Raw genomic sequence first — 18,238 nt, 5'->3', positions numbered from 1 at the left:
TCGATAAAAATACTCAGGCGTCCGCCGGCGCCACGTCGGTCATGCCGCGTACGCCCCGCAAACGCGACAGTGCTTCCAGGCAGTAATACTGGAACCACAGGCCCGTGAAGATAAAGATCAGCACATACAGCCAGATGGCGAACGCCGCCAGGAAGGGGAAGAACACCACCGACATCACGCCGCCCATCCACAGCATGCCCGGCACGGCGCCGGCCGCGCCGGACACCATGCCGATGGCCAGCAGGGGCCAGCGCTGCGTGCGCATGATGGCGTGGCGCTCTTCCGCGCTGGCGTAGTCGGCCATGGCGTCATACGCCATCACGCGGTAGGTCAGCCAGCCCCACAGCACGGCTTGTCCCGCCAGCGCGGCCGGCGGAAACGCGTACAGGGGCAGCATGATGACCCAGGCGATGATGAACAGCAAAAAGGTGGCCAGGGACGTCCCCACGCTGCCCAGCAGGCTGCCGCCATGTTTCTTTTCCAGCTCAGGAAAGTGCCGTCCGCCGATATGGCGGCCGATGGCCGGCATGGCGAACAGGCCCATGAAGATCAGCGCCGTCAAGATCATCAGCGGCAGCAGCATGAACATGGCGATCAGCGGCACGATCACGGCCTTCAGCACGCCCAGGCCAAAGGTGGACAGCACCTGCCCGCTGGTGCGGAAGAAATCGTACTGCGTAAACAGCGCATGCAGGCTGTCGATCAGCGGCTGCAAGCCCACATACAGCAGTCCGCCCCACAGCACCAGCGACAGGATGAACGGCGCCACGCTCAGCAGCAATATCCTGCCGTGCAATTGCGACAGGAAAGCACGGCCATACGAATTCAACACATTACGCATCAACGGCGTCCTTTTCGTTTGATTCTTGCAAATTCCACCATGCGGCGCAGGCCCAGCCATTGCTGTTGCCAGAAGCCGTGGCCATAGCTGCGCCCCGGCCGGCCCATGCCCTTGCTATCGATACGGGCCAGCTGGTCGCGCACGCCCGTGCGCGCATAGCCGGCCGAGAAATTCGCGGTGCCCAGCAGCATATCCCAAATCGGCAAGACCACGCCGAAGTTGCAACCGCCCATGCTGCCCTTGCCTTTCGACTCGTGCCCCACGCCGATCGCGTGATGCGTGCGGTGGAAACGGGGCGAGATCAGCAGCCGCTCGCCGATGCGGCCGAAGTGTATCCTCACATTTGCATGCTGCAAGCTTTGCAGAATGCGCGAAATCGACACCAGCAGCACATACTGGCCCGGCGGCACGCCGATACCGAGCGCCACCAGGGCCATCACCACGTCGCGCAGGAAGTCATCGAGCAGGTGGTTGCGATCATCGCTCCACAAGTTCATGTTTTGCTGGCTGTGATGCAAGCTGTGCAAGCCCCACCACCAGCCGAAATGGTGCGAGGCCCGGTGGTAGCAATAGTCGACGAAGTCCAGTATCACAAAATAAATGATAAAACTGAGCAAGGGACTGATGCCGGGCAACAGCGATTCCAGGTTCAGGGGATGAATATTGTCGAAACGCAAGGCGCCCGCCAATGCATCCATCAGCGGATCGAGCGTGAAGAAGACCACGACAGAAAACAGGCCGATGCGGTGCAGCACGGTGTAGATAAAATCGTTCCAGCGGGCGCGCGGATCGGTGATCTTTTGCGCGGGAATCAAGGCTTCGAGCGGGCGCAGCACGAGAAACAGCAGCACCAGTTCGCACAGGCCGATCAGCAACCACTCCGTGCCCTCGAACGCTTCTTCCGTGAATTCGCCAAAGCCCAGGTGATATACGAGGGGGTTCACGATGGTCTGGAACAGCCAGCCTTGCGCCACGCCAAAGGCGTCGACCATGGCGTCGATGACGGGAGTGACGTGGCCGAGGATGTCGGCGGCGATCATGGCTGGCCCTTCTTCTGCGCGTAGGCAGGATGCTCGCGCAGGGTGGCAAAGCAGAACCCTTTGTCTTGCAAGCCGGAAATCAAGGCGTCGAGGTTGGCGGGCGCCCACGCATCCTTGCGCGACCAGATGCCCATGTGCGAAATGAAAATGTCGCCGCTGCGCAAGTTCGCCAGCGCTTTTTTCAGCAACATGGCGTTCGGATACTTGTCGCTGGGCAGCTCATCGCCGGAATACCCCGCCGGCGCCCAGCCCGCATGCTGGTAGCCGCAGGCGCTGCCGGCCGCCAGGGTGCGCGGCGACGTGTAACCGCCCGGCGCGCGCCAGAATGGGTCGAGCTTGTGCCCGGTCAGTTCCTGGAAGCGCGTATCGACGCGGCGCAATTCCTCGCAGAACTGTTTATCCGTGAACGACGCCAGCTTGCCGCCATCCTTGCCGAACTGGGGCTTGACCTGGATCAAACCGTTGGCCAGATCCTTCTTCCAGTACACATGGTCAAACGTATGCGTGCCGAACGCATGGCCTTCGGCGACCCGGGCTTTCCAGTACGGCGCCCACGAGGCATCGAGCGAATAATCGCCGCGCGTGGTCTTTTCATTGGCGAGAAAGAAAGTTGCCTTCACATGGCGTTGATTCAGCACGTCGGCGATCAGTTGCGCTTGCGACTGGCTGCCCGTGTCGAAAGTCATGTAGATGGTGCCCTTGCAGGCGGCCGGGGCAACAGGTGCGGCGGCCTGCGCGGGCGACAGCATGGCGCTGGCGCACAACAGCATGGCGGGCAAGTGGCACGCGGGAATCAGACGTTTCATCAGTACACCCGCCATCACATGCGCGGCGAGTGGGTGGCGAAATACACGCCATGGGGCGAGCGGCCCACCGGTATGGTCTTGATGACCTTGCGCGTCGTCAGGTCGATCACGGCCACTTTCTTGATCCAGCGCAGGGTTACCCACATGGTCTTGCCATCGGGCGTGATTTCCATGCAGTCGGGGCCGCCCGGCACATTGATGGTGCCCACGTTTTCCAGGGTCTTCTGGTCGATGATGTTGATCGTGTTCGACACGCGGTTCGAGACGAACGTCATGCGGTTATCCCCCAGCGCGCGGAAATTATGCGTGCCGGCGCCCGCCTTGATGCGCTTGACGGTCTTTTGCGTGCGCCAGTCGATCACTTCCACATAATCGCTGCCCATGATGCCGACCAGCAAATGCTTGCCATCGGGCGTCATCGTGATGCCGGCTGGCGCCGGGCCGACGGGCATGGTCCACTTGACTGTTTGCGTGGCCAGGTCGATGGCGCTGACCTGGTTGCTGCCCTGCTGCGTGATGAAAGCCATGGTGCTGTCGGCCGTGAACGCCATATGGCTGGGCAACTTCGGCAGCGGAATGCGCTTGGCCAGGGTCAGGTTCTTGCCGTCGTAGCGGTACAGGTCGATGCGGTCCAGGCGCAGCGAATTTGAAATGAACCACTTCTGGTCTGGCGAAAAGCCGATCTGGTAAGGATCGAGGATATTGCTGATGCGGCGCTGGATCTGGCCCGAGACAGGGTCGAGGAAAATCAGCTCGTTGCCGACGGAACTGGCGACGATCAGCGACTTGCCATCCGGCGTTTCCATCAGATGGTGCGGTTCCTTGCCGACAGCAAAGGTAGACAGGGGAGCATAGGTTTTCTGGTCCAACAGTTGCACCGTAGCATCACGGGAATTGAGCACCACCACCACTTCGGCTTGCGCCGTCGATATTGCGGAAACCAGGCACAGCGAGGAAAAAACAAGGCGGCATAGACTGCGGAACATGGAAGAAATCACTGTTAAATACAAAACATGCATTTTACGTGGAACACTGTATTTATTGTGTTAAATCCCCCCTTAAATGCGACCGGCAGCCACACATCGTCGTAATTTCTGGTTTTTCCCTGCGCCGGGCCTGGAATGGCGCTTTGCAACTCATTGCTCTACAATCTGAAGCTTTCATCGCCTACACAAGGATTATCATGACCACCACCACTACCGCTTCCGGCCTGCAATACATCGATACCACCGTTGGCGAAGGCGCTGAAGCGCAAGCCGGCAACAATGTTGTCGTGCATTACACGGGCTGGCTGCAAAACGACGACGGCAGCGCCGGCGCGAAATTTGACTCGAGCAAGGACCGCAACGACCCATTCGAATTCCCGCTGGGCGCCGGCCGCGTCATTCAAGGCTGGGACGAAGGCGTGCAAGGCATGAAAGTGGGCGGCAAGCGCCAGCTGATCATCCCTGCAGCACTGGGCTATGGCGCACGCGGCGCCGGCGGCGTGATTCCACCGAACGCCACCCTGATTTTCGACGTTGAACTGCTGGGCGTATAAGAACAGACTCCGCAGCGCGCAAGCGACTGTACCAGACGCCGCCCCTGTTCACGCAGCGGCGGCGTTTTTGTTTTGAGTGTGTCCTCTAATGCACGGCGCGCTTTTTTCACTATGATGTCAGGCACTGCAGCACGCACGGTGGCCACTCCGCCGGGCCTGCCGCACTTTTCCAGCGATTCCATCAGCACACAGGAGCCATCATGAGTTTACAAGAGCAATTCGAACAAGCGCAGCTCGATTCCAAGACCCTGTCCGAGCGTCCGGACAATATGACCTTGTTGAAAATCTATGCCTTGTTCAAGCAAGCCTCGAGCGGCGACGCCACGGGCGAGCGTCCTGGCATGACCGACTTTGTCAACCGCGCCAAGTTCGACGCCTGGGCGGCCCTGGCCGGCACCTCGAAGGAAGAGGCGCAACAGCAATACATCGACCTGATCGAAGACTTGAAGGACTGATCTTCCCCTGCCCCGGCACTTGCCGGGGCAGTATAATTTCTGCATGACCCCATCCCCGCTTTCCCCAGTTTCCCTGGCCCATGCCGACGACCTGCCCCGTTTGTTCGACGTCTGGCACCTGTCCGTACGCGCCACCCACGATTTTCTCGCCGATAGCGATATCGCCTTCCTGATGCCCTTCGTGCGCGATGAGCTGGCCAGGGTGACGGCGGAACGCCTGCTGCACGTGCTGCGCGCCGATGACGGCGTCGCTCAGGCCTTCCTGTGCGTCGAGCACGCCAAGATCGAGATGCTGTTCGTCCATCCGGATCACCGGGGCAGCGGCGCCGGCCGCGCGCTGGTCCGTCACGCCATCGCGGCCCTGGGCGCCACGGCCGTCGACGTCAACGAGCACAACACGCAAGCGCACGGTTTTTACCGGCACCTGGGCTTTATCGAGGAAAACCGCTCGGAATGCGACCCGTTCGGCAAGCCTTTCCCCATTTTGCACCTGAAACTGGCCGAAAGGGCCTAAAAACTCACCAAAAACCACCAAAACAGGCCGTTAACGCAAAAGTGGCTACCGAATCGGTAGCCACTTCTTTCAATGCCGGGTAGCGCTGAAACTTACTTCTTCGCCGCCGCCAGCGCTTGCGCGATCCAGCCATCAAATTTTTGCTGGTGGAACTTGATCCAGCCAGCCGTATGGCGGGCGATATCGGCCTGCGTGTTTTCGCCGCGGCGCATGCGCTCGTTCTGCGCATTGATGTCCGCCACGGGCAATTGCATCACTTCGAACAGCTTGGCCGCGGCGGGATTTTTCTCCGCCCAGGCCTTGTTCGACACGATGCGCGCCGTGTTGACGGCAAAACCGTAGTCGCTGCCATCGTCGAGGCGGGTATTCACCTTGTCCGGATTGGCCGAGAACGGCACTTTCAGCCAGACCACGTCCTTGCCCGGCACCAGCACGCCGCTAACCCAGTACGGCGTCCACGTGTAATACAGGATGGATTCGCCACGCTTGTAGCGGCCCAGGGTATCGGCGATCAGGGCCGCATAGCTGCCCTGCACGTGCGTCACCGTCTCGCGTAATTTATACGCATCCATGTGGTTCTCGATCAGCGCTTCGCAGCCCCAGCCGGGGTTGCAGCCCGTCAAGTCGGCCTTGCCGTCGCCATCGTGGTCGAACAGCTTGGCCAAGGTGGGATCGCGCAACTGGTCGATATTCGTGATGTTGTACTTCTCGGCCGTCGCCTTGTCGATCAGATAACCTTGCGCGGCAGGACCGGCGTATTGGCCCGTGCGCAACAGCTTGGCGTCGCCGCCCGCATTGTTATAGAAATCCTTGTGCATCGGATCCCAGTGCACGGCCATGAAGGTGGCGTCGCCGTTGGCGATGGCGATATGCGCGGTCGGATACTCCACTTCCTTGATCGGCTGCACTTCGTAGCCCAGCTTTTCCAGGGCCTTGTCGACCAGCATGGTCTGGAAGGTTTCTTCCGCGATCGAGCTTTGCAGCGGCTGCACCTTGACGCCCTTGCCGGGCAGCGCATCGGCGGCCACGGCCGGCGTCTGCGCCATGGCCAGGCTGGTGGTCAGGGCCAGGGCGGCGATCGCCAGGGCGGAAAACAGCTGGAACTTGCGTTGCGATTTTTGCGTCACTTTAAAATGTGCGATTTGATGCATGTAAATCCTTTCTTATTGTGCGTTGGCCAGCGTTGCTTGCTGTTCAACATTATTTTTGTCCGTGTTGCCGCGCACCAGGCGCAGCACGAAACCGGCAGGACCCGTCTGGTACCAATGGCGCACGCCACGGCGTGGCTGGCCCATCGCTTGCGTCAATCGGTCCAGGGTGATGGCCAGCAGCACGATGCCCAGGCCACCCACGGTTGCCAGGCCCATGTCCAGGCGGCCAATGCCGCGCAATACCATCTGGCCCAGGCCACCCACGGCGATCATAGAGGCGATCACGACCATCGACAGCGACAGCATCAGCGACTGGTTGATACCGGCCATGATGGACGGCATGGCCAGCGGAAATTGCACGCGGGTCAGCAGCTGCCACGGCGAGGCGCCATAGGCGCGGGCCGCTTCGATCAGGTCGGGACGCACCTGGCGGATACCGAGGTTGGTCAAACGCACCAGCGGCGGCAGGGCAAAGATGATCGTCACGATCACGCCTGGCGCATTACCGATACCAAACAGCATCACCACGGGTACCAGGTAGACGAAGGCAGGCGTCGTCTGCATGGCGTCCAGCAGGGGACGCAGGATATTCTGCGCGCGGTCGCTGCTGGCAAGGAAAATACCCAGCGGCAAGCCGATGGCCAGACAGAAAGCCAGCGACGTCAATACCAGCGACAGGGTGGTCATGGCTTCCGGCCAGATGCCCAGCATCGACACCACCAGCAGCGCCAGCACGGTACCGATGGCCAGGGTACGGCTGGTAAATTGCCACGCCAGCAAGCCGATGATGGCGATCACCGTCAGCGACGGGGCCGCCAGCAGCACGCCTTCCACGCCGGACAGCACGCTGTCGATCGGTGCGCGCACGGCCTGGAAGAAAGGACGGAAATGGGCGACGACCCAGCCCAGGCCCTGGTTGATCCAGCTTTCCAGCGGCAGCGAGCCGTCGAAGATCTGTGTCAGGTGAAAGCCGCTCGCATGTTCCGGCTGCACGGCAGGCGCGGCGGCGTCCAGCCAGGCGGTGCTGGCGTCGGTGGGTGGCGTCAGCGCCCAGGGATTGATTTGGGCGGCCTGTTCAACAACAGGTTCTACTGTGGAAACGGTGCTTGGGTTCATGCTTGTCCTTTCTGTTGTTGTGGCTCGGCAATGGCTGGCGTGTCGCGGTCGAGAAACTTCAGCAAGGTCGTCTTGCTGATGGCGCCGCGGAAGCTGCCGTCATTGGCCACCACAGGGACGGCGTAAGGCAGTTGCGCCACCTGGCCGAACAGGCCGGCGACTGGCTCATCTGCATTGATGGTCTGCACGTCGGGCAGATAGGCATGCGCCAGGCCCAGCGGTCCCACATGGCCGTCGAGCGCACTGCGCAGCGAATCGGCCGAGACGACGCCGAGGAACTTGCGCTGCGGATTGACGACATACGCAAAGGCGCGATCCTGCTCTTCCAGCATCGACAGCGCGGCGCGCGAACCGCGGCTCGGCGACTCGGACACGACGATCTGGCTCTTGCGGGCGATATCGCTGGCCTTGAACACGGCCGCCGCATCCACGCCGCGCACGAAATTGCGCACGTAATCGTTGGCAGGCTTGCGCAGGATTTCTTCCGGCGTGCCCACTTGCACCACGTGGCCGTCTTTCATGATGGCGACGCGGTCGCCGATGCGCATGGCTTCGTCGAGGTCATGCGAAATGAAGACGATGGTGCGGCGCTTGATTTGCTGCAAGCGCAGCAGCTCCGATTGCATTTCCGTACGAATAATCGGATCGAGCGCGGAAAATGCTTCATCCATCAGCAAAATTGATGGATCGCAAGCCAGCGCACGGGCCAGGCCCACGCGCTGCTGCATGCCACCCGACAATTCGTCGGGATAGCTGGCGCCGTAGCCGTCCAGGCCTACCTGTTCCAGCGCTTGCTGGGCCAGCGCATGGCGTTCCGCTTTCGGCATGCCGGCCAGTTCCATGCCGAAGGCAGTGTTGTCGAGCACGGTAATTTGCGGCAGCAGCGCGAACGACTGGAACACCATGCTGATGTCCTTGCGGCGCAGAGCGCGCAGCTGGGCGTCCGGCAAGGTATTGATGTCGTTGCCGTCGATCAGGATGCGGCCGGCGGTCGGCTCGATCAGGCGGTTCAGCATGCGCACCAGGGTCGACTTGCCCGAACCGGACAGGCCCATGATGACGAAGATCTCGCCCGCTTCAATGGTAAAGGTGGCGTCGAAAACGCCGATGGTGCAGTCCGTCTTGGCCAGGATATCCTGCTTGCTGGCGCCTTGGTGGACGAGTTCAAGTGCTTCTTCTGGCTTGTCGCCGAACACTTTGAACACATGGTCGATAATGATTTGTTTTGCCACGATGTGGTTCTCCCTCGATTTGACGAATGGAATGAAACCCAGCAAGCTGCTAGCTTGCGGCGGGAATCAGCAAACCCTGTTGCGTCGGCTACGCCACGGAGCAAAAAGCGCACGGGAGCGACAGGAAACAGGGGGTGACACGCGTGTGACCAGCGGATGGCCAAAGCCGGTGCCGGGGTGCCGTGTGCGGGCTAAAAGAGGCTGTGGTTCAGGACTTTTAACAACGCTAGCGCCATGCAAATACATGGTACCAAATGTATTTGACCGAAAAAAAATCGACCAAGCTACTTTTAACTGGATGCGGGTGTAAAACCCGAAGAATTATTCACCACTCAGCGAGTGGGGAGTACTGCGAAGCAGAAGGTGAAACGCTGTGTAGCTGTTGTAAATATGACTCAAGTATAACGCAAAAAGCCATCAAAGTCCAATGGCTTTCCAAATAGAAATGTGCTAGCAATGTTCGCCAGCGTACAGTCAGACGTAAAAAAGGCGAAAAGCGACGTGTTTTCATCGTCTTTTCGCCCATCGCTGCGACGCGTTCCCTAGCACCAAACAGGGCGCCAGACAAGCGGTTGCAAGGCCGTCAAGCCGGCTCGGCAAACACCTTGCGCATCTTCTCGGCAATCTTGCCTTCAATCGTGGAGGCGAAGGCGCTGAGCATGAAGCCCAGCTTGATTTGCAGTTGCGCCTGCTCTTTTTCCAGGGTCAGCGACCCATCGACGCCGCTGCGCTCGAAACGCAGCACGTCGCCATCCCAGGCGCACGCCAAGTCATATTCCTGGGCCAGCTTGTCGGCCACTTGCTGCGCCGCTTCGCGCGCCTTTTCTGCTGTCAGCTTATGTTGCTGAACTATATTTATATCCGCCATCAAACGATCCTTTTATTATAAAAACGGGGGCAATACGGCCAGCATCATACCAGCCGCCATGCGGCAGCCGCGGCCATCGGTGGCGCGGGCACGCAGAAAAAACCGCGCTTTCCTGCGCCGCACTTGCGCCGCATCAAACCGAAACCACCGAAGCGGGCCGACTATCTCAGTTCCAGTTGCGAGTGTCTTGGAGAGCTACCATGGACCAGAAAGTCATCGTGCCGGTCGAAGCCGTGCTGACCAAATGCGTGTCCCTGCCCGTCGGCTATGTCCCCACCCCATCGGCGCCCTACCGCCAGCACCGCAAGAATGCACAGCTGACCTTGCAGCCGGGTCCGCCTCGCGTGCTCGACCCCACCACCCGCAAGCTCGAAGCCGTGCCGGTCGGTTCGCGCGTGCTGATCTGGAAGCAAGACCCGTCCGTGAGCGAGCTGGGCACGCGCAAGACCTTCCTCGCCGGCCTGACCCTGCAAGGCCCGCGCGATGCACGCATCACCTTTGGCGAGCCGGGCATCGCCCAGGTCAGCCCGAACGCCTTTGGCGACTTCATCGTCTCGCCCAATACCGACCAGTTCGACGCCGTGCACACGTTTGCCATCGTGCGCATGACGCTCACCATGTACCAGCGTGCGCTGGCCAGCAACGGCACGGCCTCTCCCCTGCCCTGGCAATGGAATAGCGCCAGCAATACGGCCCCGCTGCGCGTGTTTCCGCACGGCTTGCCCAATGTCATGAATGCGTACTACAGCCGCAGCGACAAGGCCCTCAAGTTCGGCGATTTCATTCCCAGCGGCGCCACCGAGCGCGTCTATACCTGCCGTTCGCTCGACATCGTCTCGCATGAAACTGGGCATGCCATCCTCGATGGCCTCAAACCGAATTGGCTGCTCAACAATAACCCGCCGCAGACGGGCGGCTTGCACGAATCGTTCGGCGACCTGACGGCCATCTTCCTGGCCCTGTCGCAGCTGGACCAGGTCGAAGCCGTGATCGCGCAAACCAAGTCCGATCTGCACGACAAAACCTTCCTGGCCGACCTGGCGGAACAGTTCGGTCTGGCGCTGGGCCGGCCTAACGGTTTGCGCAATGCCGACAATGACATCAAATTGTCGGAGGCAGGCACGGAAGTGCACGCCATCTCGCAAGTGTTTACAGGCGCCATCTACGACATCCTGGCCGACATCTTTGCCCATGAACGCCAGCCCCAGCTGGAAGACGACGCTGCCGTGCTGCACCGCTGCGGCGACTACCTGCGCAGCCTGGTCTTGCGCGCCCTGGTGGCGTCTCCCGACCATGCGGCCACGTATGCCGACGTGGCCGGCCAGATGCTGACCCTGGCGCAGGCCGACGGCTATACCGCCTACCTGGACTTCATCCGCAACAGTTTTACCGTGCGCGAAGTGCTCAAGAACAATTCCATGACGGAAGATGGGCAAATGACCTTTGCCGCAGGCATCGTCGATGACGAGGGTGCCGTGCAAGACAGGCGCGCCTGCTGCGGTACCATGAACCATGCGGAATACAGCGAATCGGACCACTTGCTGGAAGCGGAGCGCGAAGCGCTGGCGGCCTGGTGCCGCAGCTACGCGCCCCGATAAATGCCATACGCCGCAAGCCAGTCAATAGTCAGCAGCAGGCGATGACATGCCGCACCACGTCCCCACCACCGTCCACCAGAAGGAGCAGCATGAAAATTTCAGCCCGCAGCAGCGGCGGCTTTGCCGGCCTGAGCGAACAGTACGACATCGATACGCAAGCCCATCCGGCCGGCCCCGGACTGGAAGCGGCACTGGCCAGCAGCGGCTTTTTCACGCACTCGCAGGCGACGGGCCAGCAGGTGGGTGCCGATATCCCCCAATGGCAGATCACCGTCGACGCGCCCACCGCGCGCCGCACCATCACATTTGCCGAGGATGGCAGTGCTGAAAATGCACGTTGGCAACAGTTACTGACGCAAATACGCGCCAGCGCCTGAATGTTCCGACACTTGGCCTGATTGTTCCGGCGCTTATTTTGTGCCGGTCTTGATTTGAGTAAAACAAAAACACCACACGGCAAGCCAGCACACCGCCCACCCTGCACCCTGCCGCATCGGGTGACTGTCGCTTTCTTGCCGCGTTCTTTATGGCAACGTCCCGGATAGTCGCTGAATTACCCGCTCTGCGCGGCAACGGCACTGTCAAAAAATGAATTTGCTTATATGTATTGTATATAAGCGGGATTTGTGAGAAATAGCGAATTGCCTTAAAATACAATGCTTTGCTTTAGTATGCGCCGCCGAGTTTCCTGCAGGCGCTACAGCACCTCCCCCAAATTGATAGGACTGTTATGACCCACGTTGTCACCGAATCCTGCATCGCCTGTCGCTATACCGACTGCGTCGATGTCTGCCCGGTAGATTGTTTCCGGGAAGGCCCGAACTTCCTGGCAATCGATCCGGACGAATGTATTGACTGCGCAGTCTGCGTGGCAGAGTGCCCGGTGAACGCGATTTTCGCGGAAGAAGACGTGCCGGGCGACCAGCAAGCCTTCATCAAGATCAACGTCGATCTGGCCCGTAACTGGCCTTCGATCACCAAGACGAAGGCTGCCTTGCCGGAAGCCGAGCAATTCAAGGACGTCAAGGACAAGCTCGACATGCTGGTGCGCTAAGCGCACGGCACTTGCCGCGGCCGTTCTGGCGGAGAGACTCCTCTCCGCAGGGGCGGGGCGGCGAAAAAACAGACGAAAAGCAGCGGAAACGCTGCTTTTTTTGCTTTTAAAGCATCGTTGCAGCTCTATCCACGCAAGTGTGGCGCCCTGTCACACCAAAGCGCAAACTGTGGACCTGTGCGCGGTAAAGCACATTTTGTCCTCAACAAATATCGTAGAATTGGATTATGATATTTGAGCCGATATTGGCGCTTGGAATTAAACAAGGACTCTATATGCTTTACCAACTGCACGAACTGCAACGCTCTTTCCTCACTCCGGTGATGCAATGGGCAGACATGTCCTCCAAGTTATTTACCAACCCGGTTTCTCCACTGGCCCACACCCCGTTTTCGCAACGCATCGCAGCCGGCTACGAGCTGATGTACCGCCTTGGCAAAGACTACGAAAAACCACAATTCGACATCCAATCCGTTCTCGTCCAAGGCGAGAGCGTCGACATCCGCGAACACGTTGTCGTGACAAAACCGTTTTGCCGCCTGATTCACTTCAAAAAAGAAGCCACTGGCTTGCAACAGCCCAAAGTTTTGCTGGTTGCCCCCCTGTCCGGTCACCACTCGACCCTGCTGCGCGATACCGTGCGCGGCTTGCTGGCCGAGCACGATGTCTACATCACCGACTGGACGGACGCGCGCATGGTACCGCTGACGGAAGGCCCGTTCCACCTGGATGACTACATTTACTATGTGCAGGAATTCATCCGCCTGCTGGCACCTGACTTGCACGTTATTTCCGTCTGTCAACCGACCGTGCCCGTGCTGGCCGCCATCTCGCTGATGGCGACAGCCAAAGATCCGCACATGCCGAAAACCATGACGATGATGGGCGGCCCGATCGACCCGCGCCGCTCGCCCACGCAAGTGAACAACCTGGCGACGGAAAAGAAATTCTCGTGGTTTGAAAACACCGTGATCTACGCGGTGCCGCCGAACTACCCGGGCTTTGGCCGCAAGGTGTATCCGGGCTTCCTGCAGCATGCCGGCTTCATCGCCATGAACCCGGGCCGCCACGCACAAAGCCACCGCGAGTTCTACATGCACCTGGTGACGGGCGACGACGAGCCGGCGGAAGGCCACCGCCAGTTCTACAACGAGTACAACGCCGTACTGGACATGCCGGCCGAGTACTATCTGGAAACCATTAAAACGGTTTTCCAGGAATTCAGCCTGCCGATGGGCACCTGGAAAGTGGGCGGCCAGCTGGTGCGTCCGCAAGACATCACGAATGTGGCGCTGTTCACCGTGGAAGGCGAACTGGACGACATTTCCGGCGCCGGCCAGACGCAGGCGGCGCATGACTTGTGTTCCGGCATCCCTGCCGAGATGCAACAAGACTTCGTGGCGCCGAAATGCGGCCATTACGGCATCTTCTCGGGCCGCCGCTGGCGCGAGATCATTTGCCCGAAAATCGGCGAATTCATCCAGAAACACGGCTAATACACGGCATATCCATCAAAAAGCCACCCCAGTTCACACTGGTGTGGCTTTTTTTCATGCGCGCTCGATTTTCACCGTCGGACGCGTATTGACAAAGATCTGCTCGACTCTCGGCTCGCCCGGTCCCGGCTTCTTCATCGCATAGCCATTCACAGGCTGCGAGCGGTTTACCCACAGCGCGTAATACAGGTGGTCGGCGCGCGGATCTTCCGTATTCGGGTGGATCAGTATCGTCAGGCCCAGGCTGTTCAGCTGCAGCCACGGCACGATCACGGGCAGCAGATCATTGGTAAAGCCAAAATAAAACGACGGCGTCACGTGGGGGCCGCGCGGCTCCAGGTTCCAGTCGCCCAGCTCGATCTGGAAACGCTCGGCCGCCCACTTGCGTATCAGCGCCGCTTTCTGGTAACTGTCTTCGTCAAAATAGATATGCGCGTGATAGCTCTCGATATCCGTGTAGGCGCGCGGGGTCGACGGCAAGGTTTCCTCGCCGGGCCGCACGCTGACGGGGCGCGGCGTGGGCGCCTTGTCCGTATGCTCGCCCCACGGGCTCTTGCCGGGCGCTGGTTTCACACGCGACGGTTTGGCTTCCTGCGCCAGGGCTGTGCCCGCCAAGCCGGATGCGGCCAATGCCGCCACCAGACCGCCGCCGCGCAAGACCGTGCGACGCTGCGGTGAGAGGAGATTGGCCCATTCCAGATCGATGGCCGCGTGTTGAGTATTGTCAGACATATCCGTTCCTGTTCTTGATGATAAGTATGGAGAGAGCGAAGGCAGATCAAAAGTGAACAGTGGCGCGGGCGTAGTAGTAACCGCCCAATACGCCCAATGGTCCCGAATTGTCGTAGGCGCCCGTGTACTGCGCCAGATTCGCGGCGCTGCGCGCTGCGCGCGGCACCTGGCTGGGCTTCTGGTCAAAGACATTGTTGGCGCCCACCGTCACGTTGATGCGCTTGCTGATGTCGTAGCCGACGCTGACATCCGTCACGAAGGCGGCCTTCAGCTGGTAGTCGCCGCCCGTGATGGCGTTCAGGCGCTTGAGCTTGCCGTAGCGCGTTTCGCGCAGGTTGAATGTCCAGCCGGCTTTTTCATACGCCAGGGTGACGATCTCCTTGTCGCGCGGCGCCCGGTACAGCAAGTCGTACTCGGCCGACTTGCTCAAGGTGCCGATGTTCGGCAAACCTTGCAGCACGGCCGGCAGTGCCGCCTTGCCGACCAGGCTCGTATGGTTGATATTCGCGGCCGCCGTCCAGCGCAGCTTCCCATCGGCCACGCGCAGGACATCCTCGGCCGTCAAGTCGATGCCGCGCGTGCGCGTGTCGCCCACGTTGGCAAAGTAATGCGCGACCAGGCCATTGCCTACCGTCAGCCCCGCCGAGCGCAGCAGGTTTTCAATGACGCTCGCTTGCGCCCCCGTCAATGGCCGGCCGCTGCCGTCGAGCGCCACGCCCGAGCTGCGGTCGATGCCGATGTTCGACGACACGCCCAGGCGGTCGCTGACCTTGATTTGATACGCGTCAACGGCCAGGCGCAGGGTGGGCGTAGGATTGAAGGTCAGCCCTGCTGACAGATTCGTCGATTTTTCCGGTTTTAATGCTTGCGCACCCAGGGCCCGTGCGGCAGCGGAATTGGGCTGCGCCAGGGTGTACGGCACGCCCGCATGGTCGGACGTGTTCGAATACGATTGCGTCACCAGGCTAGGTGCATGGAAACCGTTGCTGACGGTAGCGCGCACGGCGACCGTGGACGTCACGTCATAACGGGTGGACAAGCGGCCCGTCGTCTTGCTGCCGAAATCGGAATATTTCTCGGCGCGCAGAGCCGTGTCGAGCAGCAATTGCGGCGTCAGTTTCGCCCCCAGGCCGATATACGCCGCATGGCTGTGGCGCGCCGTGTCGGATGCATCGACGGGCAGATAGCCGGCCAGCGCCGACGAGCCACTGCCCTGCCAGGAAGCGGGCTCGCCGGGGCTGCGCTGCTGCGTTTCATGCGAATACTCGAGGCCCAGGCTCAGGTCGGCCGGCTCGCTCAAGCCCAGTTGCACGGGGCGGCGCACATCGGCATTCGTGGTCGAGCGGCTGTAGCGCTGATTGCCGATAGTAAAATCGGTCTTGCCACCGGGATAGGTCAGCGAGTAATTGGCCGAGTGTTCGACACCCACGTCGATATCGTCGCGGCCATACGTCGTGCTCAGGTCCCAGGACCAGCCCGCCGTCTCGCCCTTGACACCGCCCGTCAGCGAAAAGTCGTTTTCGCTCGTCGTTTCATATGGCGTGAAACCGTCGGGATACACGGCCAGCAAACCTTTGTTGTTATTAAAAATGGTATTGGGCAGGCGGAAATTCTGCGCCGAGCGGGCATTGCGGTGCGCATAGGTGCCGAAACCATACAGTTGCACCTCGTTCGACACGTCATAGCCGAGGTTGGCGCTGAGCGAGGCGGTCGTGCTTTGCGGCACGCCCGTATTGCGCCATGGATTGCTGTTGCGGTTTGCTTCGGCCGGGTTCGGCGAAGCGCCGGCCGGCAAGCTGTTGTTCGGTCCCAATTTCACCAGTTGGCCATCGCTGTTGCGCACGGCCGGATACGACAGATAAGCGGGATTCAGTCCAAAATTGCGCACGGCGATGCCTTGGCGCTGGACTTCGGCGCCGAAGTGGGCAAAGCCGTGTTCGCCCAGGCGCATGCCGCCATCGATGCGCGCCGACCCGTTCGTGCCGTCGCCCTCGTAGGTGGAACCGAGTTGCGTGCTGAAATTGCCCTTGTCATCCGACTTCAGGATGATGTTGATGACACCGGCGATGGCGTCCGAGCCGTAGATGGCGGAAGCACCGTCGCGCAGGATTTCCACGCGGGCAATCGCTCCCGTGGGGATCAGGGCCAGGTCGGTGGCGACGGAACCCGGAAAACCATCCTCATTGACGATGGCCGTCGTATGGCGGCGCTTGCCGTTGACCAGCACCAGAGTATGCGATGGATCGAGGTTGCGCAGCTGCCCGGCGCGCACGATGCTGCCCAGGTCCGGCTGCACGCGGGCCGGCAAGTTGAATGACGGCAAGGCCGTATCCAGCGCATCGAGCAAGTTCAATTTGCCCGTGGCCTGCAATTGCTGCGCGCTGATCACGTCGATCGGTGCGGCGCTGTTGGCCACCGTGCGGCCCGTGCCGCGCGCCCCCGTGACAATGACGGTGTCAAACGGCGCGGCGGCCTGCGCGTGGACCACGCCAGGCGCCCCCAGCACGAGCACGGCCACCGAGACGGCGTACGCCAGTTGCCGCAGGCGCGGGATGGGGTCTTGCTTGTGAATCAATTCCAGCATACGGAAACATCCTTTTCAAGTCGTCAACACAGTGGTTGCAGACTAAAGGATGGACAAACAAACAAGAACGAATGGTTTCGTATTTAGATATTTCGTTTTGGCAACTAACAACAGCGGCGCGCCGTATCAGGGACTGGGCGGGGCGGTCGCCAGGCTCTGGTCGAGCCGCTTCCAGTAATCGCGTTCCAGCCGGGCCGTATCGATGTCGCGCGCCGCCTCGTTGAAGCGCTTTTGCCGCGCCGCCCCTTCCGTGTCGCGCTGGAAGCACACGTGCACGGGACGCTCCTTGAAGACGGTATCGATGATGGCGATGCGCTCCCGCTCGGCCTTGCTGAAGTTGCGTCCCATCAGCAAGTGCTGCAGGACATGGCGTTCGATGACGATCACGCGGTAACGCTTGATGAGCAGTTTCTTCAGATTCGTCGCATCGTTCAAGCCCTCTTCCGTCTTCAACTCGCCGCGCGCCACCATGCCGTCGAACTGCTCGCCATTCGAATAGCCGGCCACGGTGCCGATACGCAGCTTGCCCAGGTCGGCCAGGGCGGTACCGGGCACGCCATCCTCCTTCAGGTAGGCCAGCACGCCTTGCGTATTGCCAACCGGAACAGAAAAGTGGCAGAGTTTTTCCCGTTCTGGCGTACGCCAGACAGCCAGAAACCCCGCATAGCGGGAACTGGCCAGGCCAAACTGCATGGCACGCTTCCACGGGAAATACTCATATTTGACGACATAGCCCATGCGTTCGAAGATGGCGCTGACCATCGCCCCGGACATGCCGTCGGCAGGCAGGCTGCGGGAAATAAAGGGCGGCCAGTCTTCCGCGGCGAAGCGGACGATGCGCGAGCTGGCAGCGCCCGGCGCCGCCATGGGGGAGCCAGCCTGCCCGTGTGCAAGGGCAAGTGCAGCGTGCATGAACAAACAGAAGGGCAAACCAACTGTCCGGAGGAAACGCATGTTTGGCTCCTATGGCCTGGCGCACCTTGCAATGCAGGCGCGGCAACAGGACTGGCGGTCGGCTTTTTTGATCACTGGCTTGATAAAAATCATGCTCCCACAAAAAAAAGAAATTGCAAAGTTGTTTATTTGCACTTTGACATTCCCATGGGAAATAAAATACGATTGCGGCGCGCCTGCAACAGGCTGTCATGGCGCCGGCTATCCCCTCTCGCGCAACAGGTTTTTACTTGTGCGCGCGCCGGATGGCCGATAAT

19 protein-coding genes are annotated in these 18,238 nt (G+C 60.5%); 8 read left to right on the top strand and 11 right to left on the bottom strand.

Annotated features, from left to right (window positions below; all coding sequences use genetic code 11):
- Positions 1-13: 13 nt before the first annotated feature.
- The 4 genes from IGS58_RS18100 to IGS58_RS18085 are packed head-to-tail and all read right to left on the bottom strand — an operon-like array spanning position 14 to position 3,673.
- Positions 14-841 (bottom strand): EI24 domain-containing protein, encoded by an 828-nt coding sequence (locus IGS58_RS18100; RefSeq protein ID WP_070260056.1) that lies wholly within the window; start codon positions 839-841, stop codon positions 14-16.
- The gene (locus IGS58_RS18095) at positions 841-1,881 is read right to left on the bottom strand and encodes a sterol desaturase family protein (protein ID WP_429239251.1); all 1,041 of its coding nucleotides are present in this window, start codon (positions 1,879-1,881) and stop codon (positions 841-843) included. Before IGS58_RS18095 ends, IGS58_RS18100 begins: the two co-directional genes overlap by 1 nt.
- Complete coding sequence (locus IGS58_RS18090) at positions 1,878-2,687, bottom strand: polysaccharide deacetylase family protein (protein WP_230522292.1); 810 nt, start codon at positions 2,685-2,687, stop codon at positions 1,878-1,880. The genes IGS58_RS18095 and IGS58_RS18090 overlap by 4 nt, the downstream gene beginning before the upstream one ends.
- A 14-nt stretch (positions 2,688-2,701) precedes the next feature.
- On the bottom strand, positions 2,702-3,673 hold the full coding sequence (locus IGS58_RS18085; protein WP_070260058.1) for a YVTN family beta-propeller repeat protein: 972 nt from the start codon (positions 3,671-3,673) through the stop codon (positions 2,702-2,704).
- A 197-nt stretch (positions 3,674-3,870) separates the two neighbouring features.
- On the opposite strand from IGS58_RS18085, the gene IGS58_RS18080 reads away from it, so the two are divergent.
- The 3 genes from IGS58_RS18080 (at position 3,871) to IGS58_RS18070 (ending at position 5,196) form a co-directional block, all read left to right on the top strand.
- The gene (locus IGS58_RS18080; protein ID WP_034782471.1) at positions 3,871-4,227 is read left to right on the top strand and encodes an FKBP-type peptidyl-prolyl cis-trans isomerase; all 357 of its coding nucleotides are present in this window, start codon (positions 3,871-3,873) and stop codon (positions 4,225-4,227) included.
- A 200-nt stretch (positions 4,228-4,427) separates the two neighbouring features.
- Positions 4,428-4,682 (top strand): acyl-CoA-binding protein, encoded by a 255-nt coding sequence (locus IGS58_RS18075; RefSeq protein ID WP_034782468.1) that lies wholly within the window; start codon positions 4,428-4,430, stop codon positions 4,680-4,682.
- Positions 4,683-4,725: 43 nt separating this feature from the next.
- A complete protein-coding gene (locus tag IGS58_RS18070; protein ID WP_230522291.1) occupies positions 4,726-5,196 on the top strand; it encodes a GNAT family N-acetyltransferase in 471 nt (156 codons plus the stop codon).
- Between the two features lie 92 nt (positions 5,197-5,288).
- Here the strand turns inward: IGS58_RS18070 and proX are convergent, their stop codons facing one another.
- The 4 genes from proX to IGS58_RS18050 form a co-directional block, all read right to left on the bottom strand.
- On the bottom strand, positions 5,289-6,347 hold the full coding sequence (proX, locus tag IGS58_RS18065) for a glycine betaine/L-proline ABC transporter substrate-binding protein ProX (RefSeq protein ID WP_230522290.1): 1,059 nt from the start codon (positions 6,345-6,347) through the stop codon (positions 5,289-5,291).
- A 12-nt stretch (positions 6,348-6,359) separates the two neighbouring features.
- Positions 6,360-7,463 carry a glycine betaine/L-proline ABC transporter permease ProW gene (proW, locus tag IGS58_RS18060; RefSeq protein ID WP_034782464.1) on the bottom strand — a complete coding sequence of 368 codons (1,104 nt, stop codon included), beginning with the start codon at positions 7,461-7,463 and terminating at the stop codon, positions 6,360-6,362.
- On the bottom strand, positions 7,460-8,695 hold the full coding sequence (gene proV / locus IGS58_RS18055; RefSeq protein ID WP_034782568.1) for a glycine betaine/L-proline ABC transporter ATP-binding protein ProV: 1,236 nt from the start codon (positions 8,693-8,695) through the stop codon (positions 7,460-7,462). The genes proW and proV overlap by 4 nt, the downstream gene beginning before the upstream one ends.
- 583 nt (positions 8,696-9,278) lie before the next feature.
- Complete coding sequence (locus IGS58_RS18050; RefSeq protein WP_230522289.1) at positions 9,279-9,563, bottom strand: polyhydroxyalkanoic acid system family protein; 285 nt, start codon at positions 9,561-9,563, stop codon at positions 9,279-9,281.
- A gap of 200 nt (positions 9,564-9,763) precedes the next feature.
- On the opposite strand from IGS58_RS18050, the gene IGS58_RS18045 reads away from it, so the two are divergent.
- The 4 genes from IGS58_RS18045 (at position 9,764) to IGS58_RS18030 (ending at position 13,711) form a co-directional block, all read left to right on the top strand.
- Positions 9,764-11,161, top strand: a complete 1,398-nt coding sequence (locus IGS58_RS18045) for a hypothetical protein (RefSeq protein ID WP_230522288.1) — start codon at positions 9,764-9,766, stop codon at positions 11,159-11,161.
- An 89-nt stretch (positions 11,162-11,250) separates the two neighbouring features.
- Positions 11,251-11,538 (top strand): protealysin inhibitor emfourin, encoded by a 288-nt coding sequence (locus tag IGS58_RS18040; RefSeq protein ID WP_034782459.1) that lies wholly within the window; start codon positions 11,251-11,253, stop codon positions 11,536-11,538.
- A gap of 353 nt (positions 11,539-11,891) precedes the next feature.
- On the top strand, positions 11,892-12,215 hold the full coding sequence (gene fdxA / locus IGS58_RS18035; RefSeq protein ID WP_034782458.1) for a ferredoxin FdxA: 324 nt from the start codon (positions 11,892-11,894) through the stop codon (positions 12,213-12,215).
- Positions 12,216-12,490: 275 nt separating this feature from the next.
- On the top strand, positions 12,491-13,711 hold the full coding sequence (locus IGS58_RS18030; RefSeq protein ID WP_070260064.1) for a polyhydroxyalkanoate depolymerase: 1,221 nt from the start codon (positions 12,491-12,493) through the stop codon (positions 13,709-13,711).
- 54 nt (positions 13,712-13,765) lie between these two features.
- Here the strand turns inward: IGS58_RS18030 and IGS58_RS18025 are convergent, their stop codons facing one another.
- The 3 genes from IGS58_RS18025 to IGS58_RS18015 all read right to left on the bottom strand — a co-directional run bounded on the left by IGS58_RS18025 (position 13,766) and on the right by IGS58_RS18015 (position 17,894).
- Entirely contained in the window at positions 13,766-14,443 is a 678-nt protein-coding gene (locus IGS58_RS18025) for a DOPA 4,5-dioxygenase family protein (RefSeq protein ID WP_070260066.1), read from the bottom strand.
- A gap of 46 nt (positions 14,444-14,489) precedes the next feature.
- The gene (locus IGS58_RS18020) at positions 14,490-17,027 is read right to left on the bottom strand and encodes a TonB-dependent receptor plug domain-containing protein (RefSeq protein ID WP_230522287.1); all 2,538 of its coding nucleotides are present in this window, start codon (positions 17,025-17,027) and stop codon (positions 14,490-14,492) included.
- A 126-nt stretch (positions 17,028-17,153) separates the two neighbouring features.
- Complete coding sequence (locus tag IGS58_RS18015) at positions 17,154-17,894, bottom strand: substrate-binding periplasmic protein (protein ID WP_230522286.1); 741 nt, start codon at positions 17,892-17,894, stop codon at positions 17,154-17,156.
- A 43-nt stretch (positions 17,895-17,937) separates the two neighbouring features.
- On the opposite strand from IGS58_RS18015, the gene IGS58_RS18010 reads away from it, so the two are divergent.
- Positions 17,938-18,237, top strand: coding sequence for a hypothetical protein (locus IGS58_RS18010; protein WP_230522285.1), 300 nt, complete (start codon positions 17,938-17,940; stop codon positions 18,235-18,237).
- Position 18,238: the final 1 nt, after the last annotated feature.

Source organism: Janthinobacterium sp. EB271-G4-7A, from assembly GCF_020858075.1.
Classification (GTDB): Bacteria; Pseudomonadota; Gammaproteobacteria; order Burkholderiales; family Burkholderiaceae_D; genus Janthinobacterium; species Janthinobacterium lividum.
The sequence above is the reverse complement of the archived record's forward strand: the minus strand, read 5'-3'. Positions and strand labels throughout refer to the sequence as shown.